The sequence below is a fragment of the Pantoea sp. Acro-807 genome, assembly GCF_011752675.1.
GTDB classification, from domain to species: Bacteria; Pseudomonadota; Gammaproteobacteria; order Enterobacterales; family Enterobacteriaceae; genus Pantoea; species Pantoea eucrina.
Window position 1 is genome coordinate 215884 of sequence record NZ_VWXE01000001.1, and the last position, 22441, is coordinate 238324.

The 22441-nt window shown below is 56.6% G+C and carries 16 protein-coding genes; 13 read left to right on the top strand and 3 right to left on the bottom strand.

Translation table 11 applies throughout. The annotated features are described in order from the left end of the window. Positions 1-393: 393 nt before the first annotated feature. The 5 genes from F3J39_RS01080 (at position 394) to F3J39_RS18910 (ending at position 11902) form a co-directional block, all read left to right on the top strand. Positions 394-2085: a ShlB/FhaC/HecB family hemolysin secretion/activation protein gene (locus tag F3J39_RS01080; protein ID WP_083429512.1), complete on the top strand. Its 1692-nt coding sequence runs from the start codon at positions 394-396 to the stop codon at positions 2083-2085. Between the two features lie 2 nt (positions 2086-2087). Further along, positions 2088-2615: a toxin-activating lysine-acyltransferase gene (locus F3J39_RS01085; RefSeq protein WP_094111773.1), complete on the top strand. Its 528-nt coding sequence runs from the start codon at positions 2088-2090 to the stop codon at positions 2613-2615. A 12-nt stretch (positions 2616-2627) separates the two neighbouring features. After that, entirely contained in the window at positions 2628-11297 is an 8670-nt protein-coding gene (locus tag F3J39_RS01090; RefSeq protein ID WP_166713764.1) for a hemagglutinin repeat-containing protein, read from the top strand. After that, positions 11294-11659: a hypothetical protein gene (locus F3J39_RS01095; RefSeq protein WP_104084645.1), complete on the top strand. Its 366-nt coding sequence runs from the start codon at positions 11294-11296 to the stop codon at positions 11657-11659. Before F3J39_RS01090 ends, F3J39_RS01095 begins: the two co-directional genes overlap by 4 nt. Positions 11660-11770: 111 nt before the next feature. Beyond that, positions 11771-11902 (top strand): hypothetical protein, encoded by a 132-nt coding sequence (locus F3J39_RS18910; RefSeq protein WP_255402022.1) that lies wholly within the window; start codon positions 11771-11773, stop codon positions 11900-11902. Positions 11903-12486: 584 nt separating this feature from the next. Here F3J39_RS18910 and F3J39_RS01100 read toward each other — a convergent pair. After that, positions 12487-13590 carry an AI-2E family transporter gene (locus F3J39_RS01100; protein ID WP_166713765.1) on the bottom strand — a complete coding sequence of 368 codons (1104 nt, stop codon included), beginning with the start codon at positions 13588-13590 and terminating at the stop codon, positions 12487-12489. 131 nt (positions 13591-13721) lie between these two features. Here F3J39_RS01100 and F3J39_RS01105 point away from each other — a divergent pair, with 131 nt between their 5' ends. From F3J39_RS01105 to F3J39_RS01115, 3 genes are all read left to right on the top strand, one after another. Next, on the top strand, positions 13722-13952 hold the full coding sequence (locus F3J39_RS01105; protein ID WP_039383097.1) for a DUF1272 domain-containing protein: 231 nt from the start codon (positions 13722-13724) through the stop codon (positions 13950-13952). Positions 13953-14540: 588 nt separating this feature from the next. After that, complete coding sequence (locus F3J39_RS01110) at positions 14541-14960, top strand: RcnB family protein (RefSeq protein WP_104084653.1); 420 nt, start codon at positions 14541-14543, stop codon at positions 14958-14960. A 103-nt stretch (positions 14961-15063) separates the two neighbouring features. Beyond that, a complete protein-coding gene (locus F3J39_RS01115; RefSeq protein WP_104084654.1) occupies positions 15064-15888 on the top strand; it encodes a Cof-type HAD-IIB family hydrolase in 825 nt (274 codons plus the stop codon). A gap of 19 nt (positions 15889-15907) precedes the next feature. Here F3J39_RS01115 and F3J39_RS01120 read toward each other — a convergent pair whose 3' ends face one another. Further along, positions 15908-17053, bottom strand: a complete 1146-nt coding sequence (locus F3J39_RS01120) for an iron-containing alcohol dehydrogenase (protein WP_166713766.1) — start codon at positions 17051-17053, stop codon at positions 15908-15910. 275 nt (positions 17054-17328) lie between these two features. On the opposite strand from F3J39_RS01120, the gene gntT reads away from it, so the two are divergent. Further along, on the top strand, positions 17329-18645 hold the full coding sequence (gene gntT / locus F3J39_RS01125; RefSeq protein WP_039383106.1) for a gluconate transporter: 1317 nt from the start codon (positions 17329-17331) through the stop codon (positions 18643-18645). A 37-nt stretch (positions 18646-18682) separates the two neighbouring features. On the opposite strand, the gene F3J39_RS01130 is transcribed toward gntT, so the two are convergent. Beyond that, positions 18683-18928 carry a hypothetical protein gene (locus F3J39_RS01130; protein ID WP_104084656.1) on the bottom strand — a complete coding sequence of 82 codons (246 nt, stop codon included), beginning with the start codon at positions 18926-18928 and terminating at the stop codon, positions 18683-18685. Between the two features lie 942 nt (positions 18929-19870). Between F3J39_RS01130 and pagP the strand changes: the two genes are divergently transcribed. The 4 genes from pagP to F3J39_RS01150 all read left to right on the top strand — a co-directional run bounded on the left by pagP (position 19871) and on the right by F3J39_RS01150 (position 22395). Next, the gene (pagP, locus tag F3J39_RS01135; protein WP_071669036.1) at positions 19871-20443 is read left to right on the top strand and encodes a lipid IV(A) palmitoyltransferase PagP; all 573 of its coding nucleotides are present in this window, start codon (positions 19871-19873) and stop codon (positions 20441-20443) included. A gap of 150 nt (positions 20444-20593) precedes the next feature. Then, positions 20594-20803 (top strand): transcription antiterminator/RNA stability regulator CspE, encoded by a 210-nt coding sequence (cspE, locus tag F3J39_RS01140; RefSeq protein WP_010615627.1) that lies wholly within the window; start codon positions 20594-20596, stop codon positions 20801-20803. Positions 20804-21150: 347 nt separating this feature from the next. Further along, positions 21151-21576: a GNAT family N-acetyltransferase gene (locus tag F3J39_RS01145; protein ID WP_166713767.1), complete on the top strand. Its 426-nt coding sequence runs from the start codon at positions 21151-21153 to the stop codon at positions 21574-21576. Positions 21577-21600: 24 nt separating this feature from the next. Continuing rightward, positions 21601-22395 carry a deaminated glutathione amidase gene (locus F3J39_RS01150; RefSeq protein ID WP_108569685.1) on the top strand — a complete coding sequence of 265 codons (795 nt, stop codon included), beginning with the start codon at positions 21601-21603 and terminating at the stop codon, positions 22393-22395. Positions 22396-22441 lie beyond the last annotated feature (46 nt).

Here is a 22441-nt window from a genome sequence, read left to right on the forward strand (position 1 = left end):
GTAAATAATTACAGAGGGTTAGTATATTGTAAAATTTGATTTAATTCTGGCTCTGATTCCGACAGGGGAGAAGCATTGAACCCTGCAGGGCAACGGACTCTGGTCATGATTTTTTCGGTTTTCCGCCCCTATCCTGAGTCAGCAGACGGATGCGCTTTTGCCAGCAGTCCGGCCTTTCAGTAAATAATGGCCCTTTTTTTTGCCTCTCTCTACTCTAGCTGCTGCATAACATACATCCCGGAAAAATTAGCAGAATGATTAATCAGTCTGAATTATCTGGCTTAAAAAAAACCATACTGACGTTGTTATCAGGTCATTTTCGTGAATAATATGCGGCAATTTTTATATTAATTAATAAGATTTGCGTTTAGTTTACGTGACAAGGATTGTCTGATGGTTTCATCTGATACATCAATTACGCTCTGTTTCTCTTTTCTGGTTGCTGCTTTTATAACCAGCGAGGCCACTGCGGAGCCCTTGCCTGATGCAGGTGAACAGGTCCGGCAGCAGCAACAGCGCCAGCGGGCGCTGGAGCAGCAGATAGAGCCGAAAGCGCCTGATGTGCGACTTTCACCGCCCGCTTCTGGTTTTGGCCGCCTCTCTTTTCCTGCAGAAAAACCCTGCTTTCCTCTCACGCGTATCGTGCTTGAAGGGCAGCAGGCGCTGCCGCACTGGCTGCCGCTTAACGCTATTGCCAGCCAGGCGCAGGGAAAGTGCCTGGGCGGGCGCGGCATTAATCTGCTGATGAGTACGCTGCAAAACCGGCTGGTTGATCATGGCTATGTTACTACGCGGGTGCTGGCACCTTCGCAGGACCTTAACAGCGGCACGCTACGGCTGGTGATCCTGCCCGGTTACGTGCGGGAGGCCAGACTGACGCCGGGTAGCGATCGTTATCTGTGGCTCTACAGCGCATTTCCTGCCCGCGACGGTAATCTGCTGGATTTGCGTGATATCGAACAGGGGCTGGAAAACCTGCAACGGCTGCCGACCGTGGTAGCCGATATGTCGGTCGTGCCCGGTGAACAGCCGGGCGAGAGCGATATAGAGGTACGCTGGCAGCAGAAAAAGATGTGGCGCCTCGGTCTCTCGCTGGATGATTCCGGTACGCGCAGCACCGGACGCTATCTGGGTGGCGTCACGCTGTCGCTCGATAACCCTTTTGCGCTGAGCGATCTTTTTTATCTGTCGGCCACGCACGATCTGCAGGGCAAAGGCGGTAAAGGCAGCAAAAACGTCATCGGCCACTACTCGGTGCCGTTTGGATACTGGATGTTCTCCGCAACGGCCAGCGACTATGACTATCACCAGACGGTCGCCGGAACCCATCAGGACTACCGCTATAGCGGAAAAAGTCAGAGCCTCGATTTACAGCTTAGCCGGGTACTGCATCGCAGCGGCTCGCAAAAAACCTCGCTGACCTATGACGTCCTGACGCGCGAAACCCGCAACTATATCAACGACACCGAAGTTCAGGTGCAGCATCGCCAGACGGCGGCGTGGCGTATCGGTCTGCAACACCGCCACTATATCCGCCAGGCGACGCTGGATGCGGGCATCAGCTATCAGCGCGGCACGCGCTGGTTCGGTGCCCAGCCCGCACCCGAGGAGTATTTCGGCGAGGCGACGGCGCTGAGCAAAATCGTTCAGCTCAATGCGCAGTTCAGCCTGCCGTTCAGCATCGGCAGCCAGCATTTTCGCTACGGTGCGCAATACCTGCGTCAGATGAGTAATACGCCGCTCACGCCGCAGGAGCAGTTTTCGATAGGTAACCGCTGGACTGTGCGCGGTTTCGACGGCGAACGCACGCTGAACGCGAGCCGCGGCTGGTTCGTCCGCAATGACATCGCCTGGAGTACGCCGCTGCCTGCACAGGAGTTCTACCTGGGCGCGGACTATGGCGAGGTGGGCGGCGCGGGCAGTGAGTTGCTGACCGGCCAGCATCTGGCGGGCGGGGTGGCGGGGCTGCGCGGTCAGGCCTGGAATACCGGTTATGACCTGTTTATCGGGACGCCGCTGTCGAAGCCTGACGGTTTACGCACCAGCAGCGTCACGCTCGGCTTCAACCTCAACTGGAGCTACTGAGAATGCGCGCAGGCAAGTATGAGGTTAAATCACCGCTGATTCTGGGCGGTGAAGAGAGTGAAGCGGAAATACTGGGATCGGCGGTGTGGCTCTGGATGCACTCGCCGCTGCATCGTGATGCGCCGCTGCACGCCCTGCCGACGCTGCTGCTGCCGATCATCAAACAGCGACAATATGTGCTGGTGGCTGAAGCCGGTACGCCGGTTTTTTTCTTCAGCTGGGCCTGGCTGAACGAAGAAGCCGAAGCGCTTTATCTTACACGGCCCGCTATCCATTTTCCGCCTGACGCGTGGAACAGTGGCACACGCATGTGGTGCTGCGACTGGATCGCGCCATTTGGCCATACCGTAGCGATGAGTCGCCTGATCCGGCGCGATCTCTTTCCTCATGCCTGCTGGCGGGCATTAGATCACCGCGGTGAGCAGCGCGGCAGGCGCGTATTCAGCTTTCATGGCAGCCGCGTGACCCATAAAGCGGCAAAAACGTGGCGCCAGCAGCATCCGCTCGCCGCCGCGTTACCGCAAATCTGATAAGGATATTAGATGAACAAAAATCGCTACCGCGTGATTTTTAACACAGTCCGCGGCATGCTGATGGTGGTGCCGGATATTGCTAAATCAGGCCGGGCCGGCAGCGCACGCGCGTCAGGTCTCAGCCACACGCTTAGCAGCCTCACTGGCCGAGTCGGCGCATTATGTTTTAGTCTCTGGCTGGCGATGGGCGTGATACAGCCTGCCAGCGCCGCCATTGTGGCAGATGCACAGGCGCCTGGCGGCCAGCGGCCCACGATAATAAACAGCGCCAGCGGTACGCCGCAGATCAATATCCAGACGCCCTCCGCAGGCGGTGTTTCCCGCAATACGTATAGTCAGTTTGATGTCGGAAAGCGGGGAGCGATCCTCAACAACTCCCACAAAAACGTTCAGACCGGACTCGGCGGGATGGTAAGCGGCAATCCCTGGCTGGCCCGGGGCGAAGCCAAAGTGATCCTGAATGAGGTTAACTCACGCAATCCCAGCCGCCTCAACGGCTTTGTTGAAGTCGCGGGTCAGAAAGCCCAGGTCGTTATCGCCAACCCGTCCGGGATCACCTGCAACGGCTGCGGATTTATCAATGCCAGTCGCGGCACCCTGACCACCGGACAGGCGCAGCTCAACAATGGCAACCTGACGGGCTTTAACGTTGAACGCGGTGAAGTGGTGGTCGAAGGGGCGGGGATGGACAGCTCACGCCAGGACTATACCGACATTATTGCCCGATCGGTGAAGGTCAATGCCAGCGTCTGGGCCAGGGATCTTCGCGTCACCACCGGACGAAACAAGGTGGATGCCGCACACCAGCAGGTCACGAAGCAGAGCGACGAGCCCGCTACAGAACCCCGGATGGCGCTTGATGTCTCCAGCCTGGGCGGCATGTATGCCGGAAAAATCCGTCTGGTCGGCACGGAGAGGGGCGTCGGCGTTCGCAATGCGGGCAATATTGGCGCGCAGGCGGGTTCGGTGGTTATCACCGCTGATGGCCGCATTGAGAACAGCGGCGCTATTCAGAGCCGTAGCGATCTGCAGCTCGCCGCGCGGCAAGGGGTCAGCAACAGCGGTACGATCTTTTCTGGCGGAAAAGCTTCGGTAACCAGTGCGGCAGATGTGCAGAACCGCGGCTCTGTTGTGGCACGCAATGACGTTACGCTGCAGGCTGGCAGCCTCAACAGCACGGCTTCAGGCGTTCTCGCGGCAGGTGTGCAGGATGACGGCAGGCCTGGTGAATCGGGCAATCTGACCCTGACGACAACGGGCCAGCTTCGCGCGCAGGGGAAAAACCTGGCCGGCGGCAGCCTGAGCGCACGCGGGCAGACTATTGACCTCAGCGGCAGCCGTACTGAGGGTAAAAACCTGACGCTCGACGCCCGCGAGGGCGATATCGCGACGCGCAGCGGCACCCTGACCGCGCAGCAGCAGCTCACCGCGCGCACCGGAAAAATGCTGAACAACGATGGCGCCACGCTGACAGCCAGCAAGCTCAACCTGCAGGCGCGCGATCTCTCCAGCCAGCAGGGTCAGATCCTGCAAACCGGGCGTGACGATCTCACGCTTAGTTTCGCGGGCAGCCTGAATAATCAGGGCGGCCGTATCGCGACTAACAGTGACAACCTGACGCTCAATGCGGCTGCGATCGATAACCAGTCGGGTGACATCACCCATACAGGCCGCGGCACACTGTCGATCACCACCGGTAATCTGCGCGGCAGTAAGGGATCGCTGCGCTCAAATGGTCAGCTCACCCTGCGCGGTGGCGATGTCGATCTTGATAGCGGCACCACCTCGGCCCGGCAGATCGATATCAACGCGGACAGCCTGGCGAACCGGCAGGGCTTTATCGCGAGTGAAGGCGATCTCAGTCTGCGAGGCGCACAGCTGGCTAATCAGCAGGGCGTTGTGAGGGCGGGTAAGACGCTGCGCGTCACGGCGGATGCGCTGCAGAACGGTCAGGGCAGGATAGTCAGTAGCGACACCGGGCATGTGGATGCCCGCTTACTGGATAACCGTAACGGCCAGCTGGCGGCGCAGCAGGCGCTAACGCTGCGCGGCGATACGCTCGATAATCGTGACGGCGGCCTTATCCAGAGCGGTGCGCAGCTTGATATCGGCGCAGAGACGCTGCTTAATCAGAACAGCGGCGAAAAAGGCGGCGTGATCAGCCAGGGCGACATGCTTATCCGCGCCGGACAGATAAACAATACGCAGGGTCTGATGCTGAGCGGAAACGCGTTGCAACTGGCGGCTGGCGGCCTGAATAATGTCGCTGGCACGCTGGTGGCACAGGAGCAGCTCAGCCTCGACACGCACTCCGCGTTCAACAACCGGGCAGGTCTGCTGCAGGGCGGTAGCGTGCTTATCGACAGCCACGGCGAGGCGATCGATAACCAGAGCGGCACCCTCTACAGCCTTAGCGATCTTCATCTGCACAGCGGCGCGATCGACAATCAGGCCGGAACCGTGGGCGCGAAAGGCGATCTTACGCTGCAGAGTGGCGAAGTAGATAACCGCAGCGGCGGGCGCATCGTCAGCGAGCAGGCGGCTTCGCTGGAAATGGCTCGTCTGGATAACCGTGGCGGAGAGATCCAGAGCATTGGCGATCTGCTGGTGAGTGCGCAGAGCATGATAGACAATGCGGGCGGCCTGATTCGCAGTGGCGCGAACGCCGTGCTGAACGCATTGCAGCTGAACAATCAGGATACTCAGGGTGATCAGCAGGGGATTGAAGCGGCCAGCCTGCGGATCAACAGCGACGATGTGTTCAATCAGCGCGGCATGTTACTGGCCGATCGGCAACTAACCATCAGCAGCCGTGGCTCGGTCGATAACCGGCAGGGTACGATTTCGGCCGGAGAAGATCTGCTGCTGCAGAGCAATGACCTGACGCCGGAGAGTCGCCTGCGCAGCTTCAGAGTGGCGCAGCCTCAGAGCAATAGTCTGACGCTGGAAAATCGGGAGGGCGTCCTTAAAGCGGGCCGATCGCTAACGATCCGTGCCGATCGCCTGGCGGGTGACGGACAGATCCTCTCCCTGGGTGACATCACGCTGGTCAGCCAGCAGAGCCTGAACAACCGTGGCGAGATGATTGCCAACGGCAATTTCAACTTCACAACCGCAGGCGATGTTGACAACAGCGGTAAACTGCTGGCGGGCGGCAAGCTCGATCTGCGCGCCCCCCACCTGCTGAACGCTGCCACCGGCGAAATCAATGCCGGACAGAACTGGCTGACGCTTAGCGGACAGCTGACCAACTATGGGCTGATCGACGGCAAACAGACGCTGCTGAAGGCGTCGGTGCTGACCAATACCGGCAGTGGCCGGCTCTATGGCGACAGCGTTGGCGTACAGGCTAATATTTTCAACAACCTGGCGGAAAACGGCACTGCCGCCACGCTGGCGGGACGTGAGCGGGTGGATATCGGCGTGCAGACGCTGAACAATCGTGACCACGGCCTGATCTACAGTGCCGGCGATATGGCGCTGGGCGGTGAGCTGAATGCTGACGGCCTGGCAACCGGCAGAGCGGGCACCCTCAATAATCACAGCTCCACCATCGAGTCAGCGGGCAACATGCAGATGGCTGCCGGTGAAATCAATAACGTCAACGATCGTTTCAGCACCGGGCTGGTAACCGTGTCTTCGGAGGCGATTACCGGGTATCAGCACTCGGGCGATACCGTTCGCTGGAAAGCTGGCGAGCCGGGCGTCTTTGTTGACCGCAACTCGGCCGACTCACTGCTTAATCTCAACACGCCAGGCAATACCGGCAGCAATAACGATAACTTCTACCAGTATGACTACACGCGTACGGTGCAGGAGACGCAGATCGCCGAAAGCGATCCGGCGAAGATTATCGCGGGCGGTGATTTGACGATAAACGCTGACCGCGTGCTGAATGATAAGAGCCAGATTATCGCGGGCAATACGCTGACAATAAACGCGCGCGATCTCAATAACGTCGAGGTGGCGGGCCAGCGAATCACGACTGACGTCGGTAAGGTGACTCACTACAAGCGCATCCGTCATAAAGGTGGCGACGAGCAGGGCGACAGCACATCGGATTACACGCCGCCGGACGTGATTGAGACCATTGCCCTGAAGCCAGGAGAGCTGGTCGATCACGGTGAACTGAGCGGCAACCCCCTTTCGCTCGTCCCACAGAGCACAGAGGGAACCGACGCCACGACGGGGCGTGCGGGCGGCGTGAATGCCCATATCACAGGCAGCATGCCTGACATTGCCGCGCTGCTTAAACCCGGCCAGCATTTTGATGTGCCCGGCAGCCAGGGGGAGAACGCAAGCGTGATCCGCATCGTCGGGCCCGATACGCGCCTGCCGGACAACAGCCTGTTCAGAACCAATCCCTCTCCCGGCGGGAAATATCTGGTAGAGACCGATCCGCGCTTTACTCAGGAGAAGCAGTGGCTGAGCAGCGACTATATGCAGGACGCCCTGACGCAGAACAGCGATAACGTACTGAAGCGCCTGGGTGACGGCTATTACGAGCAGCGGCTGATCCGGGAACAGGTCATGAACCTGACAGGGCAGCGCTACCTGGGCGGCTTTACCAACGACGAAGATCAGTACAAGGCGCTGATGAACAACGCTATCGCCTTTAGTCAGCGCTATCACCTGACGCCAGGCGTGGCGCTGACGCCTGAGCAGATGGGGCTGCTGACAAAAGATATTGTCTGGCTGGTTAATGCGCAGGTCAGACTGCCGGATGGCTCCAGCCAGACGGTGCTGGTACCGCAGGTGTATGCGCGCATTCAGCCAGGCGATGTCGATGGCAGCGGTGCGCTGATTGCGGGCCGCAACCTCAACCTGAACCTGGGCGGTGGCCTGTTTAACAGCGGTACGCTGGCCGGGCGCGAAGTGGTGAAGCTGAGCGCCGGTAATATCACCAACATGGCGGGGACGATCAAAGGCGCCAGTGTCGATCTTCTCGCCCGCGCAGATATCAATAACATCGGCGGCGTGATCGGGGCAACCGACTCGCTGCTCGCCCGCGCCGGACGGGATATCAATACCGTCAGCACAACCCGCAGCGTGAGCAGCCGGAACGGTGAAAACCAGTTCGACCGGACCACGGTGGATAGCGTGGCAGGCATGTACGTGCAGGGCGACGACGGCCGGCTGATACTGCAGGCCGGACGTGATATCACTCTCACGGCGGCGCAGGTGGTTAACAGCGGCGAAAATAGCCAGACGGTGATTAAGGCCGGACGCGATCTGACGCTCAATACTGTCAGTACGGCGAATCGGGACACGCTTGTCTGGGATAGCGATAACAGCCTGAAGCAGGGCAATACGCAGGAGATCGGCAGCGAAGTCGTCAGCAAGGGCGATCTCTCGCTGCTGGCAGGCAACGATCTTCATGCCCGCGCGGCCACCCTGTCGGCAGATGTTGCGCTGGCGCTGACCGCCGGACATGACGTCACACTGACAAACGGCGAGAACATCCGGGATCTGGACGAGCGGCAAAAGACGACGGGCAGCGGCGGCTGGCTGTCGAAGAGCACGACAACCACACGCGACCAGATTTCGCGTCAGACGGCGCAGGGGAGTTCGCTGAATGGCGACACTATTTCCGTGGCGGCGGGCAACGATCTGCGCGTACAGGGCAGCCAGATAGCGAGTACCGGCGATCTCTCTCTGCAGGCGGGGCACGATCTCAGCGTTACCGGAGCGACTGAACGCAACAGCGAACAGCATCTGGCGCAGGAGAAAAAGAGCGGGTTTTCCGGCACCGGCGGTATCGGCTTCAGTTACGGCAAACAGAGCCTGAAAACCACCGACACCGCGCAGGAGACGACCAGCCAGGGCAGCACCGTGGGCAGCGTGAACGGCAGCGTGTCGCTGACGGCGGGCAACCGGCTGGATATCAACGGCTCCGATCTTATCGCGGGCAAAAACCTGACGCTGGACGGCCGCGAGGTGAGCATCACCGCAGCGGAAAACCAGAGCAGCCAGACGCACCGGGTGGAGCAGAAAACCTCGGGCCTGACGCTGGCGCTTTCCGGCACGGCAGGCAGCGCGCTGAACACGGCGGCGCAGACGGTGCAGGAGGCGAAGTCTGCCGACAGCGGACGGCTGGCGGCGCTGCAGGGTACTAAAGCGGCGCTCAGCGGCGTGCAGGCGGTGCAGGCCGGCCGGCTGGCAGAGGCGCAGGGCGACAGCCCGGAGAACAACAACGCCATCGGCGTCAGCCTCTCTTACGGTAGCCAGTCTTCCACTTCCACACAGCGCAGCGAGCAGCGCACCGCACAGGGCAGCAGCCTGACGGCGGGCGATAATCTGAGCGTGGTGGCGCGCGGCAGCGGCGTGAAAGGGCACGGTGGTGACCTGACGGTGCAGGGCAGCCAGCTGCAGGCGGGCAGAGACCTGCTGCTGTCGGCGAACCGGGACCTCAACCTGCTGTCGGCCGCGAACACCTCGTCGCTGGAGGGTAAAAACGAGAGCCACGGCGGCACGGCGGGCATCGGCATCGGCGCGGGTCAGGGCGGCTGGGGCATCAGCGTCTCCGCCAGCGCAAATAAGGCAAAAGGCAGCGAGCAGGGCAGCGGCGTCACCCACACGGAAACGCAGGTGAGCGCGGGCCGTGAGGTGACGCTGGTAAGCGGGCACGACACCACGCTTCAGGGCGCGCAGGTGAGCGGCGAAAAAATCAGGGCGGACGTGGCGCGCAACCTGACGCTGACGAGCGAGCAGGACAGCGACCGCTACGATTCGAAGCAGCAGAGCGCCAGCGCCGGGGGCAGCTTCACCTTCGGGTCGATGACCGGCTCGGCGAACGTGAACCTGAGCCGGGATAAGATGCACAGCACCTGGCAGAGCGTGGAGGAGCAGACCGGCCTGTTCGCGGGGAAAGGCGGCTTTGACGTGACGGCTGGAGGGCACACGCAGCTGAACGGCGCGGTTATCGGCTCGACGGCGACGGCGGATAAAAACCGTCTGGAGACGGGCACGCTGGGCTGGCGCGACATCGAAAACCGGGCGGACTATAAGGTGGAGCATCAGAGCGCGGGCGTGAGCACCGGGGGCAGCATCGGCGGCCAGTTTGCGGGGAACATGGCGAACGGGCTGCTGACGGGGGCGAACCACAGCGGCAGCGGCAGCTCGCTGACGAATGCGGCGGTGAGCGGGGGCGCGCTGGTTATCCGCGACGGAGATAAGCAGTCGCAGGACGTGAGCGGGCTGAGCCGCGACGCCGCGCACGCGAACCAGACGCTGTCGCCGATATTCGATAAAGAGAGGGAGCAGAACCGGCTGCAGGCGGCGCAGCTGATAGGGGAGATAGGCAACCAGGCGGCGGACATCGCGCGCACGGAGGGGCAGATAGCGGGCGAGAGAGCGAAGAGGGATCCGGCCGCGCTTCAGGCCGCGAAGGCAGCGCTGGCCGGCAAGGGCAACCTGACCCCCGCAGCCGGGGAGATAGCGGAACAGGCTTATAAAACCGCCGCGGCGCCTTTCGGCACGGGCAGCGCCCTTCAGCAGGGCATTCAGGCGGCGACGGCTGCGGTGCAGGGCCTGGCGGGGGGCAGCCTGACGCAGGCGGTAACTGGCGTGGCGGCACCGTACCTGGCAGAGGTTATTCATAACCAGACGCTGAACGCGGACGGTTCGGTGAACGTGCAGGCGAACCTGATGGCGCACGCGGTGGTGGGTGCGGTGACGGCTTACGCGGCGGGAAACAGCGCGCTGTCGGGGGCGTCGGGCGCGGCGATGGGCGAGTACATCGCGCAGCGGATGTATCCGGGCACTGACCGCAGCGACCTGACGGAGACGCAGCGCCAGACCATAAGCGCGCTGGGGACGCTGGCGGCGGGCCTCGCGGGCGGAGTAGCGGGCGACAGCACGGCGGGCGCGGTGGCGGCCGCGCAGGCGGGGAGGAATGCGGTAGAATATAATCATCTCAGCCCTGCCCAGCAGAAAAGCCGCAGTGAAGAGTTAACAGCCTGCGGCAGTGACAGCAGTTGTAAAGCTAGTGTTCGTGAGCACTATGCCAAAGAGTACGACAAGGTTCAGGCGCAGATAAACACCTGTTCAACGGCTGCTGAATGTGTTGCTGTCGCGAAAGAAATGAAACAATGGCAGGCTGAAAGTAGCGCAAGAAGTGACGAACTGGCAGCCAAAGCACGAAATGAAGGCATGGACTCGCTGACTCCGGCAGAGAAACAGGAATGGGTTAATCTGCGTGGGGCACAATCAAACTTTGATGGTTCGATTAATACGCTGATTTATCGTGCGCAAATGTTTGGTGGTTCAGAAGAAACCACGACTGAACTTGTTAACATTTTTGGTCATGCGGCGATAGCAAATGCGGCGGGTGCTGCTACTGGTATCAGCAAGGCGACTGGTGGCAAATATACGCCTAATGCTGACGCGGTTGGGAATATGGGAGAATTTTTTAAACAGTCTGGTTTTGGTAGCCAAATGAAAGAAAGCGCTCAGAAAACAAGCCAGATCTTTCAGGGGCAAAGCGTCTATCAAGCGAAGGGGGCTGTTGGAGATTATATTGCGAAAGGAGATAAATATTATCTCGATGGGTTGCACAAAGATCATATTGAGGTTTTTGATAGCAAAGGAAAAGTTAAAGCTGTCCTGAATATTGATGGGTCTTTTAATGATGCAAAAACTAAGGCCGCCAGAGCTGAAGGGCGGAGGATACCAAAATGATTGATATTAGTATGCTAGATAAATTCAAAGATGCTTATCTGGAGTTGTTAAAACAGAAGGCAGGGAAAGGGCTTGATACAGATGATTTTTATTTGGCAGAAGATTATTCAATAGTTGAGAGTATTCAAAGGGATATAAAAAACCTTAACTTGACAATTGAATTATTTTTTAATGCAAAAAAAAATAACGATGAGTTGGCAATGCAGGCAGCTTTACTGCGTATATCAACCTTTTTATCAGGACTATATAGCGTTTTTGAACAGACAAAGGAGGATATAGATCGATTTACCTTGCTTCCAGATACTGTAGATTTTCCTGATGATTATAAGATCCCAGAACATTACCATTATCCTATTAAATAATTCTAAGGTCTCGGCCCTTATGGCCGAGATCTTTACTGGTTCTTGCGTTAGGGTCTTATCAGTTTTTTTAACAATATTGCTGGATAGCGCAGGGGATTAGTTTGGAGTGAGATGGAACATAGTGATTATGACAATTTTTATGATGTATTAAACGTAAGCGCATTAAAAAATAAAGACGTATTTGTCATGGCGGATGATGCTGGTATACCTGATATTCAGGATGAATATCAATCTGATAGCTGAAAATGTCTATGATGTTACGGTATTGTCACCAAAATTATTTATCTATAATAATGAAATTATAATACAACCTTTATTACCATCAGAGAGGTTTCGTGTTGGGTTAAGACCAGGACGTTCGTAGCGGGAGACAGCCTGGCGCAGGCGGTAACAGGCGCGGCGGCACCGTACCTGGCAGAGGTTATTCATACTCAGACGCTGAACGCGGACGGTTCGGTGAACGTGCAGGCGAACCTGATGGCGCACGCGGTGGTAGGGGCGGTGACGGCTTACGCGGCGGGTCTCGCGGGCAGATAGCGGGCGAGGGGGACCCGGCCGCGCTGGCCGGCAAAGGCTATCGTTGCATCTCTGGCTGGTGCATCTGGGCTGAAGAGTGTGGCAGAGAAAGCAGCGGGGAACGCGGCGGCTGAATAGCCTTCAACATCTGAAAGAGTATCAGCCCCGGTACTGGCTTATCCGGCAGTTTGCGCCAGCAAAAATCGGGCCAGCGTCTGGATCTGTAATAGGATTTACTTTGTTCGCAGCTGGCGTCATAAAAAAACCGCCCGCAGGCGGTTTTTAGTCAGCTCAGCGCATAGTGCATAGCGCTACTCGCGCGTTTTGCCCTCTTCAATAAACTCTTCATCAATCTCTTCGGCGTTGTCGCGGTTATCGCGGCCGGAGAGGAGATTCCAGCAGGCGATGAACAGAGCGGCAATCAGCGGGCCAATCACAAAGCCGTTGATGCCGTAGATTTCCATGCCGCCCAGCGTGGCGATCAGGATCATATAGTCCGGCATCTTGGTGTCTTTACCCACCAGCAGCGGGCGCAGAATGTTATCTACCAGGCCGACAATCACCACAAAGAAGCCGACCAGGAAGAGGCCTTTCCACAGCGCGCCGGTGGCAAAGAAAAAGATCGCTGCCGGCACCCAGACGATGGCGGATCCGACCGCCGGGATAAGCGACAGAAACGCCATCAGCGCACCCCACAGCAGGCTGCCGTCGATGTCAGTGATCCAGAAAGCAAAGCCGCCCAGTACACCCTGAACAATTGCCACTACCACGGTTCCTTTCACCGTCGCGCGCGACACCGCAGCAAACTTCATCAGCAGATGATGCTTCACATAGGTGGAGAGCGGCAGCGCTTCGAGGATCAGCCCCACCAGCCAGGCACCATCTTTCAGCAGGAAGAACAGTAAATAGAGCATCACGCCAAAGCTCACGGTAAAGGTAAACGTGCCTTTACCAATCAGCAGCACGCTGCCCGCCATATACTGGCCACCTTTCAGCGCGAACTCAGAGAGCTTTTGCTGAATCTGGGTAGAGTTGTTGAGATCGTGGTCGGCCAGATAGCGCTGCGCCCAGCCCGGCAGATGCTGCAGCAGCTCAGCAAACACTGTCGGAAACTGCGCTGAATTATTCTGCAGCTTGACGTAAACGGTATTGATCTCCACCACCAGCGATGAGGTGATGATCGCCAGCGGCGTAAATACAATCAGACAGATAATCATCAGCGTGACAAAAGAGGCAAGCCCGTTACGGTCGCCCATTTTACGCCGCAGCAGCACCTTCAGCGGGGCAAAAATCACCGCCAGGATAGCCGCCCAGAGAATGGCAGAGAAATAAGGTGACAGCACATCAAAAAAGGCGATGGTGACAATCGCCAGGATAAGAATAAAGAAACCGATATTTAAGCCTTTAACACGCATTCCATAGCCTCGCAAATAAACGTAGCGAAAGAACTATAGAACGGCTGGCGCAGAATGTAATCTGTTTCACATGATTGAATGCAGTAACGGATAAAAATCTGTCCTGAGCCTGCGCTAAACCGGAGAATCCTATGCTTGAACTGCGACCTAACTGTGAGTGGTGCGATACCGATTTACCGCCGGAAAGCGCGGAGGCACGTATCTGCTCATTTGAATGCACATTCTGCGCAACCTGCGCTGAGCATGTTCTGCTGCAGCGCTGTCCGAACTGCAGCGGCGAACTGGTCCGTCGCCCGATACGACCTGCCGCAGCGCTGGCGCGGCATCCGGCTTCTCTGCTGCGGCACATCCGGCAGCCGTAATTCCGGCGCGCGCAATGAGTGACCAGCAGATAATTAATTGTGCTACTTATAATGTTATCCGCAGTGAAACCAGAGATCAGAAAGGGCAGTTATTTTCCTGTTGCCAGCCCCAAAAGGTAATTATTTTAATTTTATGTTTTTTATGAGATTTTAATTCCGTCACTGGCGTGAGGTCAGAGCACTGACCTTATTTATAAGCAGCGTTAATCTGCCTGGCAGCGTTAAGTAATATTCCTAAATCCGATTAATTTTATTTATTGTTTTAGCGGTGAAGTGTTATTCTGCGCGCGCAATGCTGGTGATGTGGCGTTGTGTGCTTCAGTTTTACCCTCTGATTTGCAGGGTTTCCCTGTTTCTGAATAATGAAACATTTTTATTTACCCGATCCCTGCGGTCGGGTTTTTTTATGTTTTTTTCTCTGCGGTACTTATTTGTATCCGGCCGGACATCTTCGTTAAGAAAGCGCTAAGGCAGTGTAATTTACTGTAATAATGAGGTTTTTAAGAATGAAAGAACTATTATTCGCTGCGTGACTGGTTAATAGTCTCTGCCGGCAGCGCACTTATTGCTGCTGTGATGGAGACCATGATGAAAAAAATTAAAACGCAGATCGCTATTACCCTTATTGCATGCAGCACGCTGTTTTCTGCGCTGAGTCAGGCAGAAGGTCCTGGCGGTCCCCGCTGGAATACACATGAAAGCCAGCACGCATCCGGGCGGGAAGCCGATCGCCGTGGGCCAGATAATGAGCGTCACGGCGAGCGGGGCGGGCCGGAAGGGCATCATCACGCTGACCGTTTTGCCTGGCAGGGGCATGAGTTCCGGCGCGGCCAGCCGATGCCACCCGCCTATCGCGGTGCCGGATACCGCGTGGATAACTGGCGCGATCGCGGCCTTACCGCACCGCCGCGCGGTGAGCACTGGGCCTTTATCGACGGCAATTATGTGCTGGTAGCGGCTGCAACCGGCATCATCACCGCCATATTACTCAACGGCGCCTTCGATTAATCTCTTGCCGGGAGGAACCACGCCTCCCGCTATCCTTCTGCTTTTACCCTTTGCCAGGCTATTCTGTGAGCTACCGCTAATACACATGTGCTAAGGAGTGATGATGGCCGCAGTAAAAATGGTAGCAGTGGATATGGATGGCACCTTTCTGGATGACCGTAAGCAGTATGACCGTCCGCGGTTCATGGCCTGCTACCAAATGATGAAACAGCGCGGTATCCGGTTTGTCGTCGCCAGCGGCAATCAGTATTACCAGCTGAAATCCTTTTTTCCGGAAATAGCCCATGAGATCGCGTTTGTTGCGGAGAACGGTGCGTGGATCCTCGATAGTGAAGAGGAGCTTTTCTGCGGTGCGTTCAGCCGTGAGGCGGTGTATGCCGTACTGGATACGCTGCAGCAGGGTAACTATCCCGGCCTGCGCTTTCTTATCTGTGGTCGCAACAGCGCCTACTACTTTGCCGGTGCGGACGCGCAGTGGCTGCAGAAGATGCGGCATTATTGTCACCGCCTGCGGCCCATTGAGACGCTGGATGAGATTGCCGACGATCGACTGTTTAAATTTGCCCTGAACCTCTCTGATGACTATGTGCCGGTTTTAATGGCAGACATTGAGCGGCTGCACCAGGGATCGGCTGCGGCCACCTCCAGCGGCCACGGCTCAGTAGATTTGATTGTGCCTGGCCTCCACAAGGCCAACGGACTGCGTCTGCTGCAGCAGCGCTGGGGAATTGAGAGCAGCGAAGTCCTGGCATTCGGCGATGGTGGCAACGATCTGGAAATGCTGACGCAGTCGGGATTTAGCTTTGCGATGCAGAACGCGCCGGCGCGGGTGAAAGCCGCGGCGCGCTATGTCACCGCGGATAATAATCATGCTGGCGTGCTGCAGGTCATTGAGCAGATGCTGGCGGGTGAGGGCCCGTTTGCCTGAGCAGAGCGCGCCGGCAGGCTCAGAGCACGCGCCACGCCTGAACAAGCATGTCGGTCATCTGCGCGCTGTTATAGGTTACCCGGCTATTTTTACTGTTGGCGCGTGCGACAATCCAGTCCACCTCTGTGGCAGAGATCGCAGGTCCCTCCTGCCAGAACGGCACAATAGCGTGCTGCTGCAGCCAGGCTTTCAGCGCCAGCGGGGCAGGCGCAGAGGCGCCGGGCATCAGCTGCGCCGCAAACGTGCTCATCAGGCGCTGCTGTTCAGGGTGGTCGCTTTCTGCCAGCTGATCCAGAAACGGAAACAGCAGGCGGCCGCAGGCTTCACCATGGTGAATCGCTTTGATCGCTCCCAGCTCGCCTGCGATGCCATGGATCACGCCCAGGCCGGCGCTGCTCAGGCAGAGGCCGCCCAGCCAGGACGCCATCATCATTGCCTCACGCGCCTCGTCACCCTGCCGGTCAGCGCGGTTCAGGTAAGGCCAGGCCTGAAAAAAGAGCCGCAGGCCGCTGAGCGCCATCTGCTGAGTAAATACGTTGCCTTTCTTTGACAAGTACGCTTCGAACAGATGCGTAAAGGCGTCAATTGCGCAGGTAGCGAGGACGCTATCAGGTGCGCCGCGCAGCAGGTCGGGATCGAGAATCGCGACGGAAGGAACAAAGTTTGGATGGCGCAGCGACGCTTTTATTTTGATGTGCTGCTGATCGGTGACCACAGCGTTTTGCGTGACTTCACTGCCGGTGCCGGCGGTAGTGGGGATGGCGATCAGCGGCAGCGTGTCGCCCTGCACCGGTGTATCCCCCACTTTTTCCAGGTAGCGCGCCGTCGGCAGCGGATGCTCTATCATGGCGCAGAACGCTTTTGCCGCATCCAGCACGCTGCCGCCGCCAATCGCCACCACCCGTTTAACCCGTCCGCGCCAGCGCGCGACCCAGAGGTCAATCTCTTCCGGAGAAGCTTCATGACTGACGATTTCATAGTCCTGTATAGCGTGTTGCAGCTCACCCTTCAGCTGCTGCCACGTCTCGCTATTGAGAAATGAGCGGCCGCAAAACAGCAGCGCAGGCTGCGGATCCTCAGCCAGCAGCGCGGGCAGAGTGCGAATGCTGCCGCGTCCGCACAGGGTTCGCTGGTTACTGTAAAGTGCAATCAGGTTCTCACTCACCTGTCTATCCTTTCAAATGATTTCAGGCAGCCAGTGTAGCGAAAAGCGCTGCTGACGCAGGTATAAACGCCGGTAGCTTAATGAGCAAAAGTTGATCGCCTTCGCAAAAACGAAATTCAGCCCGCTGCTCTGATGTTACCGGCCCGGTGTTGCCCTTAACATGATACCGGTAACAGTATGACGCATTTCGCAACATCCGGCCGCATCTGGCCGATCCGGTAGTACAACGCAACCCGCTGGCAACTGACGCCGCGCGTAAAAAGTGGAGAATAACCATGCCATTACTCTATGTGGCCATCGGCGTAGCGCTGCTGCTGCTGCTGATGATTCGCTTCAAACTTAACGGCTTTATCGCGCTGATTCTGGTGGCGCTGGCGGTGGGCATGATGCAGGGCATGCCGGTCAATAAAGTGATCGGCTCAATCAAAACCGGCGTAGGCGGGACACTTGGCAGCCTGGCGCTGATTATGGGCTTTGGAGCCATGCTGGGCAAGCTGCTGGCTGACTGCGGCGGCGCGCAGCGTATCGCCACCACCCTGATTGCAAAATTTGGTGAGAAGCATATCCAGTGGGCACTGGTGCTGACCGGTTTTACCGTGGGCTTTGCGCTGTTTTATGAGGTAGGGTTTGTACTGATGCTGCCGCTGGTATTCAGTATCGCTGCCTCAGCGCGCGTGCCGCTGCTTTACGTCGGCGTTCCCATGGCAGCCGCGCTCTCGGTAACGCACGGTTTTCTGCCGCCGCATCCGGGTCCGACCGCGATCGCGACGCTGTTTAACGCTGATATGGGTAAAACGCTGCTTTACGGCACGCTGCTGGGGATCCCTACCGTGATTCTGGCTGGCCCGGTGTATGCGCGTTTTCTGAAAGGCATCGATAAGCCAATTCCGGAAGGGCTGTGGAATCCCAAAACCTTTACAGAAGCAGAGATGCCAGGATTTGGCGTCAGCGTCTGGACCGCGCTGGTGCCAGTGATCCTGATGGCATTGCGTGCGGTGGCTGAGATGCTGCTGCCGAAAGGACACGTACTGCTGCCTTACGCTGAATTTTTTGGCGACCCGATTATGGCAACGCTGATCGCCGTTCTTATCGCTATTTTTACCTTCGGTCTGAATCGCGGACGCAGCATGGATGAGGTGATGGGCACCATCACCGACTCCATCAAGATCATTGCAATGATGCTGCTGATTATTGGCGGTGGCGGAGCCTTTAAACAGGTGCTGGTAGACAGCGGCGTGGATAAATATATTGCGGGCATGATGCATGCGACCAATCTGTCGCCGATTTTTATGGCCTGGTCGATTGCGGCGATCCTGCGTATTGCGCTGGGTTCAGCCACGGTTGCCGCCATTACGGCTGGCGGGATTGTTGCACCGCTGATCGTGACCAGTGGTGCCAGCCCTGAGCTGATGGTGATAGCAGTAGGCTCCGGCAGCGTTATCTTCTCGCACGTTAACGATCCCGGCTTCTGGCTGTTTAAAGAGTATTTTAATCTCACCATCGGTGAGACTATCCGATCGTGGTCGGCGCTGGAGACGATTATTTCCGTATGCGGTCTGGCAGGCTGTCTGCTGCTCTCTGCTGCGCTGTAATGCTTATAACGGGCCACAGAATTGTGGCCCGACAGCCTTAATGTGGCTGCTTAAAACCCGCTTTCACCATCTGCTCGTGCAGTGCACGGGTAATTTCATAATTCCCCCCCGTTATTGGGTAGATGACATTATTTACCACATCATCCACACAGGGCTCATCAAACTCCTGCATGGTCAGCTGTGTACCGCCTTCATCGTTAATAGCGATACTCCCTTTAATATGGCTGCCGACCTCCTTCGCCTTCAGGCTATAACGTCCCATGCTGGTATTAATCGTACTCATAATTTCTCCTCGTTTCGCTAACAGAGATAACCATTGAGGCCCGTCACAGGCGCTTTAAGTTTAGCGCGTCGAAATCTGTAAAGAGCGCCTGCAGGGCCAGTTAATGGCTGAGCTGCGACCCTGCTCGCAGAAATAGCACGGGCTTATTCACCTGGCCGGTGAAGCGAAACGCGTATCGGCAGCGTGCGGCGCGTTCAGGATATTCAGCTATACTCATCGGCGGATGCATAAATTTTCAAACTGAAGGAGCGAATAATGAAAATATTTCTGTGGATCATTGCGATTGTCTTTATTGTCGGGCTGCTGACTATTACGGGTGTATTCAAGCTGATTTTCTGACGTGTTCAGGCACCTGCGGGTGCCTGAAATTGTTATCGCGCATAACGTACAATAGCCTCTCTGACGGCTATTTCAGGCGGTTTAACATCCGAACTGTTTAGCGGCTTTCTGCATACGGCACAGCGTGCGCCGTGATGAGTTGCCGGCTCTGAAGCTTCACTCCGCTGGCACGTATAAAAGAATTTTTTACTGCCGCACTGGCTGCAACAAATCGTCACCGTTTCTCTCCCTGTTCCCTCCCGGAAAATAAGAAATATCGCAATCAGACCCTGGCTTCAAATGATTAATTCTGTTTATCTGTATGGTGGCAGACAAAATTTACGTTATTTTATGATAAATAACATTTTTTTGCTTTTAGCCGATTTTCAAAACTGCACTTTATGTCACAAAAGCACTTTTTCTGATTCGTTTAACTGCGGTTTTATTCGTAACGGCCTTCGCAGGTACAATAGGCCCTTGCATGCGCGTTATTTCAGGCTATATCTGAAAAGGATTACCGCTACTTTTGGCAATTTCAGACGCAAAAATGCAGCAATCACTTTTGCAGAGCTGGCTACAGAGGTTCTGCACGCTATTAAATTTTGCAATAACAGGGTTTTATCCGTGAATCGACACGTTTCAGCAGCCATGTCGGGCTGCGTGTTGACCTTACTGGTCTCATTTTCTGCCTCAGCCGCTACGGCAGGCGCCGCGCTTAAAGCGGGATGGAATAGTTTCAGCGATAATGTGGCTCAGACCTGGTCTGCGCCGCAGCATTACGATCTTTATGTGCCTGCCATCACCTGGCACAACCGCTGGACGTATGATGATGCGCACATCAGAAAATATAACGAACGGCCGTGGGGGGCAGGGGGCGGCATCTCGCGCTGGGACGATAAGGGTAACTGGAACGGGCTCTACGTGATGGCGTTTAAAGACTCCTTCAACAAGTGGGAACCGATTGCCGGCTATGGCTGGGAAGCGACGTGGCGTCCGCTGCAGGATCAGCGTTTTCATCTGGGAGCTGGCTATACGGCTGGCTTCACCGCGCGCGATAACTGGAAATATATTCCGGTGCCGCTGGTGCTGCCGCTGGCATCCGTAGGCTACGGACCCGCCACGTTTCAAATGACTTACATTCCCGGTACTTATAACAACGGCAACGTCTATTTTGCCTGGCTCAGATTCCAGTTTTAAGCGAGCACATAAGTGCAAAAGTGTGATGCAAAGACAAAAATCCGATATTTATCACTTTTTCATCAATTCGGACTGGACAAATGCCACTGCAATTGCTGTACTAGATGACGACACAGTTTAGTGTCCATTTTTCATGTAAAGGTAATATAGATGTCCAAGATCAAAGGTAACGTTAAGTGGTTTAATGAGTCCAAAGGATTCGGTTTCATTACTCCAGAAGATGGCAGCAAAGATGTATTCGTACACTTCTCTGCTATCCAGAGCAACGGCTTCAAAACTCTGGCTGAAGGTCAGCGTGTAGAGTTTGAAATCACCGACGGCGCTAAAGGCCCATCTGCTGCTAACGTTACCGCTCTGTAAGTTAACAGTCAGAATTTTAAAAACCCGCCTGATGGCGGGTTTTTTTTATTCTTTTTTCAGTTCTGCCACCAGGTGATTAGCCAGGCGGCTACCACTACCGCAGCAAAAGTCAGTGCCAGCATCTCTTCCGAAGAACGTGGGATCCAGTTTTTCATTCTACTCGCCTCAGATGTGATTTCCCTCAGCATGCCAAAGCAAGATTAAGTCAGCCTTAAGCTCAGATGACAGAAATATGACGTCGCAGAGTGCGCTCAATGCTTCACAAACCAGAGTTTTAACCACTGCCGCTTGCAGCTTTTCCCGTTCACAGGCTATATAAACATCAGCCCGATATAAGGAGAAGCACTATGCATATACGTGAGGCGCGGCCTGATGACTGTTTCGCCCTGAGCGCGCTGCTGGCTGAGCTTGGCTATAGTGGCACTGAGCACTTTATTGAAGCGCGGCTGGTGCAGCTTTGTACTCATCAGGATGAGATCCTGCTGGTGGCTGAACACGGAACGCAGGTACTGGGATTTTTGTCGCTGCATTTTATTCCGCAGCTGGCGCTGGCAGGTGATTTTGCCCGCATCAGCTACTTTTGCATTGCTGAAGGTGGACGCAGTAAAGGCAGCGGCCAGCAGCTGCTGTCCCACGCTGAACAGCTGGCGCGGCAGCGAGGTTGCGATCGTATGGAGGTGCACTGTCACGCTTCGCGGCTTAAAGCTAATCAGTTTTACGCACGTGAAGGCTATGTGGAGTCACCGCGCTACCATACAAAAGATCTCTGTTAGCGCACCGGTATCGGAGGAGAGACAATGAGAGCGGCAATGGGGCAGTTCGCCGTCAGCAGCGAATGGCAGGAGAATATCGTCACCTGTCGCGATTTGATGCAGCGTGCGCGGGCAGGAGGAGCCGATCTGCTGGTGCTGCCGGAAGCGGTACTGATGCAGGACAGAGAGCATCCCGATCGTATTCTGCAGGCGGCCCAGCCACTTGATGGGCCGTTTGTCAGCGCGCTGCTGGCTGAGAGCGCAGAGAACAGCCTCACCACGATTATGAGCGTGCACGTACCGGCTGCCGCAGGAAAAACGCAAAATGTGCTGATCGCCCTGCGTAATGGCAGGATCATTGCGCACTACGCCAAACTGCATCTCTATGACGCCTTTGCGATGCAGGAATCACAGCGCGTTACGGCAGGCAGCACTATCCCGCCGCTGATTGAGGTCGCCGGCATGAAGGTCGGGCTGATGACCTGCTACGATATCCGTTTTCCTGAGCTGGCGCGACGCCTGGCGCTTGACGGGGCAGAGGTACTGGTGCTGCCCGCTGCGTGGGTCAGAGGGCCGCAGAAAGAGCGTCACTGGGCGTTACTGACAGCGACCCGGGCGCTGGAAAACACCTGTTATCTGGTCGCCACTGGTGAATGCGGGCCGCGTAATATTGGCAACAGCATGACGATCGATCCGCTGGGGGTGACGATCGCGCAGGCTGCTGAATCTGCCACGCTGATCTTCGCCGATCTTGAGGCGGAGCGACTCGCTTACGCACGCCGCATTTTGCCGGTGCTGGAGAACCGTCGCTTTGCCACGCCGCAGCTGCGTCAGGAGTGACCGATCCGATCTTACTCTGTTACAGAATTCTGTTGAGTGCCGGCGC

Bases quoted from the DNA above. Each gene is read 5' to 3' on its own strand.
- F3J39_RS01150 (WP_108569685.1), top strand. From the start codon at position 21,601: ATGAGAGCGGCAATGGGGCAGTTCGCCGTCAGCAGCGAATGGCAGGAG.
- gntT (WP_039383106.1), top strand. From the start codon at position 17,329: ATGCCATTACTCTATGTGGCCATCGGCGTAGCGCTGCTGCTGCTGCTG.
- cspE (WP_010615627.1), top strand. From the start codon at position 20,594: ATGTCCAAGATCAAAGGTAACGTTAAGTGGTTTAATGAGTCCAAAGGA.
- F3J39_RS01145 (WP_166713767.1), top strand. From the start codon at position 21,151: ATGCATATACGTGAGGCGCGGCCTGATGACTGTTTCGCCCTGAGCGCG.
- F3J39_RS18910 (WP_255402022.1), top strand. From the start codon at position 11,771: ATGGAACATAGTGATTATGACAATTTTTATGATGTATTAAACGTAAGC.
- F3J39_RS01115 (WP_104084654.1), top strand. From the start codon at position 15,064: ATGGCCGCAGTAAAAATGGTAGCAGTGGATATGGATGGCACCTTTCTG.
- F3J39_RS01080 (WP_083429512.1), top strand. From the start codon at position 394: ATGGTTTCATCTGATACATCAATTACGCTCTGTTTCTCTTTTCTGGTT.
- F3J39_RS01095 (WP_104084645.1), top strand. From the start codon at position 11,294: ATGATTGATATTAGTATGCTAGATAAATTCAAAGATGCTTATCTGGAG.
- F3J39_RS01110 (WP_104084653.1), top strand. From the start codon at position 14,541: ATGAAAAAAATTAAAACGCAGATCGCTATTACCCTTATTGCATGCAGC.
- F3J39_RS01090 (WP_166713764.1), top strand. From the start codon at position 2,628: ATGAACAAAAATCGCTACCGCGTGATTTTTAACACAGTCCGCGGCATG.
- F3J39_RS01085 (WP_094111773.1), top strand. From the start codon at position 2,088: ATGCGCGCAGGCAAGTATGAGGTTAAATCACCGCTGATTCTGGGCGGT.
- F3J39_RS01100 (WP_166713765.1), bottom strand. From the start codon at position 13,590: ATGCGTGTTAAAGGCTTAAATATCGGTTTCTTTATTCTTATCCTGGCG.
- F3J39_RS01105 (WP_039383097.1), top strand. From the start codon at position 13,722: ATGCTTGAACTGCGACCTAACTGTGAGTGGTGCGATACCGATTTACCG.
- F3J39_RS01130 (WP_104084656.1), bottom strand. From the start codon at position 18,928: ATGAGTACGATTAATACCAGCATGGGACGTTATAGCCTGAAGGCGAAG.